At 36.6% G+C, this 4,909-nt stretch carries 5 protein-coding genes; 1 reads left to right on the forward strand and 4 read right to left on the reverse strand.

The annotated features are described in order from the left end of the window. The first annotated feature begins 228 nt into the window (after nucleotides 1-228). Nucleotides 229-1,203, forward strand: a complete 975-nt coding sequence (locus tag AACZ30_RS12900; RefSeq protein WP_339649844.1) for an AraC family transcriptional regulator — start codon at nucleotides 229-231, stop codon at nucleotides 1,201-1,203. 66 nt (nucleotides 1,204-1,269) lie between these two features. On the opposite strand, the gene AACZ30_RS12905 is transcribed toward AACZ30_RS12900, so the two are convergent. The 4 genes from AACZ30_RS12905 to aspS all read right to left on the reverse strand — a co-directional run. Beyond that, on the reverse strand, nucleotides 1,270-1,464 hold the full coding sequence (locus tag AACZ30_RS12905) for a cold shock domain-containing protein (RefSeq protein ID WP_037318850.1): 195 nt from the start codon (nucleotides 1,462-1,464) through the stop codon (nucleotides 1,270-1,272). Nucleotides 1,465-1,569: 105 nt separating this feature from the next. After that, nucleotides 1,570-1,788, reverse strand: a complete 219-nt coding sequence (locus AACZ30_RS12910; RefSeq protein ID WP_339649851.1) for a hypothetical protein — start codon at nucleotides 1,786-1,788, stop codon at nucleotides 1,570-1,572. Nucleotides 1,789-1,813: 25 nt separating this feature from the next. Next, nucleotides 1,814-3,604, reverse strand: a complete 1,791-nt coding sequence (locus AACZ30_RS12915) for a chloride channel protein (protein ID WP_339649853.1) — start codon at nucleotides 3,602-3,604, stop codon at nucleotides 1,814-1,816. 120 nt (nucleotides 3,605-3,724) lie between these two features. Next, nucleotides 3,725-4,909, reverse strand: a 1,185-nt coding sequence (gene aspS, locus AACZ30_RS12920; RefSeq protein ID WP_339649855.1) for an aspartate--tRNA ligase, incomplete at its 5' end; no start/stop codon positions are given.

A 4,909-nucleotide genomic window follows, 5' to 3' on the forward strand; every position in this document is an offset into this window, starting at 1 on the left:
TTCTATTATTCCAGAAATATCGAAGTTTTTGGCTTCCTTTTGCTGAGCATATATGGTAGGAATACTGGCTGAAAGCAACAGTAAAATAAGGCTTATTGTAAATTTTGGAACCACAATTTTAATTTATTATTCTTATTTAAACTAATTTTAAATAACTTGCGGCAAATTTATATTTTGAAGCGCTAAGCCTGTTTCGGTTTTGGGAATAAAAATTACGGTAAAGGTATTATGTATATTGAGTCTAAATTAATAGAGGTAAATGAAACCTTGTTTTCACGGGATCTTTCAGAAGATAAAGGTCTGGGAATCATTAAAGATGAAATAAATATTCAATCGTATTCCTGGTTACAGGCCAAATGTAAGATTCAGTTTTCAAAAGGCTTATTTATTGTTGAAACCTTTATAGAGAATAAAAAAAATCTTACCGATATCTTTAGTATAAGCGGGGAATATATTCAAATTTCTTATTTAGGCAAGGGAGATTCGCAACTGGTTTCTTTCAAGGAAAAAACACCCCTTGGGATGGGCAGAATTAACTGCTGTTATAACTGTGATACTGTAAATACCATAGAAATGCCGGCCAATAAACCTACTCACTACCAGGCGGTTTATCTATCAAAAGAATACTACCTTGAATTGTTAAAAAACGAAATCTGGGTGGCAGAAAATTCTTTCTATAATCATATTATTCAGGGTAAGTTTCAAAAATGGGGAGCCTGTAATTTTCCTATAGATTATAATTTGTATCATATTTTAAATGAGATCACCAAAAACGATTGGAATACCGATTTTAAAAAATATTATCTTGAATTAAGGCTTAAAGAATTGTTTCTTTCTTTACATTTTTGCCAGGAGGAATTGTGCAATGGAGTAGTGAAAGGGATTAGCGAAGAAAACCTTGAAAAAATAAGAACCGCCCACGCATATTTAATTGAAAACTTTAAAAATCCGCCAACCATTAAAGTACTGGCCAGGAAAGTGCTTTTAAATGAACTTCAGCTAAAAAAAGATTTTAAATTGATGTATGGTAAAACTATTAGAAGCTTTATTATAGACTTGCGAATGAAGAAAGCTAAAAGTCTTTTAGGAAAACATACAGTAAGTGAAATGGCCGGCATTTTAGGATATAAAAGCGTTCCGCACTTTATAAACACCTTTAAAAAATGTTATGGTTACACTCCAAAACAAGGTTTAAATCAATAAAATTAAGGTATAAAAAAAGCCGCTCTAAAAGCGACTTTTCAAGTTCTTGAAATAGGATAATATATATTATTCTATAACGCGTACTTCCGCAGCGTTAACTCCTTTTCTACCTTCTACTTCAACGTACTCAACTTTATCACCTTCGTTCAAGCTCTCGCCATCTAAACCAGTAATGTGTACGAAGATGTCTCTTCCTGTTTCGTCGTTGGTAATGAATCCGTATCCTTTTGATTCATTGAAAAATTTAACTGTACCTTCCATTGTAATAATAAAATAAATAATTAATAAAGGGCAAAGTTAGTACAATATTATTGAAGACAATGCAATATTTTCGATTTTCTTTTGAAAGTATTCTAAAACAGCTACTTAATCCAGTCCTTTATCTCGCATTTTATCCATGTTCTCTTTAGTGAGAGTGTAGTCTTGAAGCCGTTTTCCTTTCCATCTCACATACAGGAAAATAGGCATTAAAATAAATGCACTTGCTAAAACTGCAATCCCAATTATACGGTCTCCCAGTACCACATCTTCAAAAGTGCGGTAATAAAATCCTACTCCAATGGCAATTAATATTAATATGCCCAATATTTTTAAAACAGTATTCATAGCATTAAACGGTTACTTCTATTAGTTTTTGACGGTAAGCGGTTAATAGTTTAGATTTAGAAATAAATCCAACGTAGATCTCATCTTCTACCACAGGCAGGTTCCATGCGTTTGTTTCCTGAAATTTGGTCATTATATCTTTTGGCCGGTCTTTTCTAAGATCAATAATTTCAGGAGCACGTTGCATAACATCGCTTACCTTAACTTCCTCATACATTTTTTGGTCAAACATTATCGGCCTAATATCATCTAATAAAATAATTCCTAAGAATTTACGATTTTCATCAATAACGGGAAAAAGATTTCGGGAAGATTTTATTACACCTTCGTGAATAACATCTCCAAGATTCATATCTATATTTAGGGTAACAAAGTTTTTTTCTATAATCTGCTGAATATTCAACAGCGTTAATACGGCCTGGTCTTTATTATGAGTAAGTAATTCGCCACGCTGCGCAAGTTCCATAGTATATACAGAGTGCGGCTGAAACCTGCTGGTTACCACAAACGAAATGGCTGCGGTGATCATTAGCGGCACAAAAAGTTCGTAGCCCCCGGTAAGTTCAGCAATAAGGAAAATTGCAGTAAGAGGTGCGTGCATTATTCCCGCCATTACACCGGCCATTCCTACCAGGGTGAAATTACTAACCGAAATAGGGTTATTTAAAATACCCAGGTTATTAATAATTAGTGCGAAACAATGCCCCATGGCGCTACCCATATATAAAACCGGCGCAAAAATCCCTCCAACACCCCCGGCTCCCAGGGTTAACGAGGTAGCGATTACCTTGAAAACTACCAGCCCGGCCAGTAGCAAAATAACCACCCAAATATTATCTAAATAGGAATCAAATAAATTGGTTTGCAGCGCATAAATGTAATTTTCCTGGAGCAAATTGTTGATTACATCATAGCCTTCACCATAAAGCGGGGGAATAAAAAATATCAAAACCCCAAGTGAAAGTCCGCCGGCAAGCAATCTTAGATAGCCCGATTTTATTTTCCGGAAGATGGCTGCAAATTTGAAATAAACCTTGCCAAAATAAATTGAGCAAACTGCTGCAATTACGCCCAATAAAACATAAAAAGGAACTTCAGAAACATCAAACTGATCACTTAACTGATAGTGTAAAATTATATCGTTCCCAAAAAAGAAGTAGGAGGTAAGTATGGCAGAAACCGAAGCCGTAAGCAACGGAATCATAGAAACAAGCGTGAGATCCAGGCTAAAAATTTCAATAGCGAAAATAATAGCAGCTATTGGAGCTTTAAACAAAGAAGACATGGCACCGGCAGCCGCACAGCCTATTAAAAGGGTTCGTGTGGCCTGGTTCATTTTAAATAAACGCGACAAATTAGAACTTATTGAAGCTCCGGTGGCCACTGTGGGGGCCTCTAAACCCACAGATCCTCCAAAACCTACAGTTAATGGTGCGGTAATTAAGGATGCGTAAGACTGAAACCTACGCATAATTCCCTGTCTTTTAGAAATAGCATGTAACACTGTGGGGATACCGTTTCCAATATCTTTTTTTATAATATATTTTATAAGAAAAACAGTAATTGCAATACCTATAAGGGGAAAAATGAAATAGAAAGCATTGTGGTAGTTCACAATAAATTCGTCTTCAAGCAAACGCTGAATATAATGCGTAAAGTTTTTGATACCAACAGCTACAAGCCCGGCCAGAAAACCAATAATCGAACTTAGGACCATCAAAAATTGTTGATGGCTAAGATTCCTGGTGCTCCAGTCTGAAAATCGCGTTAAAAGTGCTGTAACTTTAGTACCCACTCAAAAATTTTTAAGTGAAGATAAAAAAATCCCGATGTGAACCCGGGATTTTTTATCAATTATAATTTTACTCGATACTCGAGATTTAAATGCTCTTGCGTTGGCCTTTAATTGAAAAAATTATTTCCCCTGGTTATTCTTTGAACTTTCTTCCAGGTAGTTTACCTGTAAATGAAGTTCTTTGAGTTGTGCTTCATCCAGTTTTGCGGGTGCATCTATCATTACATCCCGGCCGTTGTTGTTCTTGGGGAAAGCAATAAAATCCCTTATACTTTCCTGTCCGCCTAAAATGGCCACCAGTCTATCAAAACCAAAAGCGATACCGCCGTGAGGAGGGGCTCCATATTGAAAGGCATCCATTAAAAAGCCGAACTGTGCTTTAGCCTCTTCTGGAGTAAAGCCAAGATAATCGAACATTTTTGCCTGAGTTTCCTTATCGTGGATTCTTATAGAACCGCCGCCAATTTCATTTCCGTTTAAAACCAAATCGTACGCATTGGCACGAACTTCTCCCGGTTTAGTCTCCAGTAAAGCAAAATCTTCTTTTTTAGGTGAGGTAAACGGGTGGTGCATCGCATGAAAACGATTTGTTTCTTCATCCCACTCCAGTAATGGGAAATCTACAACCCAAAGCGGAGCGAATTCATCAGCTTTTCTTAAACCTAATTCGTTACCTAAGTGCATTCTAAGTGCACTTAGTTGCGTTCTGGTTTTATTGGCGTCACCAGCCATTACCAAAATAAGATCTCCGGGTTTTGCATGGGTAGCTTCTGCCCAGGTTTTTAGATCTTCTTCGGAATAAAATTTATCTACTGAAGATTTTAAAGTTCCATCTTCGTTATATTTTGCCCATACGAGTCCATTGGCGCCAACCTGTGGTCTTTTAACCCAGGATATTAATTTGTCTATTTCTTTTCTGGTAAAAGAAGCCGCTCCCGGAACCGCAATTCCCACAACCAATTCCTGCTGATCGAAAACGTTGAAACCTTTGTTTTTGGCCAAATCGTTTAGTTCGGCAAACTCCATCCCAAATCTAATATCCGGTTTGTCGTTTCCGTATTTTTTCATCGCTTCGGCATAGGTCATTCTTGGGAATTTTTCAACTTCCACACCGTTGATCTCTTTTAGTAAATGACGAGTTAAACCTTCAAAAATATTCAGAATATCCTCTTGCTCAACAAAAGCCATTTCGCAGTCAATTTGTGTGAATTCCGGCTGCCTGTCGGCTCTAAGGTCTTCATCCCTAAAACATTTTACGATCTGGAAATATTTATCCATTCCGCCAACCATTAGCAATTGCTTAAA

Source organism: uncultured Salegentibacter sp. (assembly GCF_963972535.1).
Taxonomy (GTDB): Bacteria; Bacteroidota; Bacteroidia; order Flavobacteriales; family Flavobacteriaceae; genus Salegentibacter.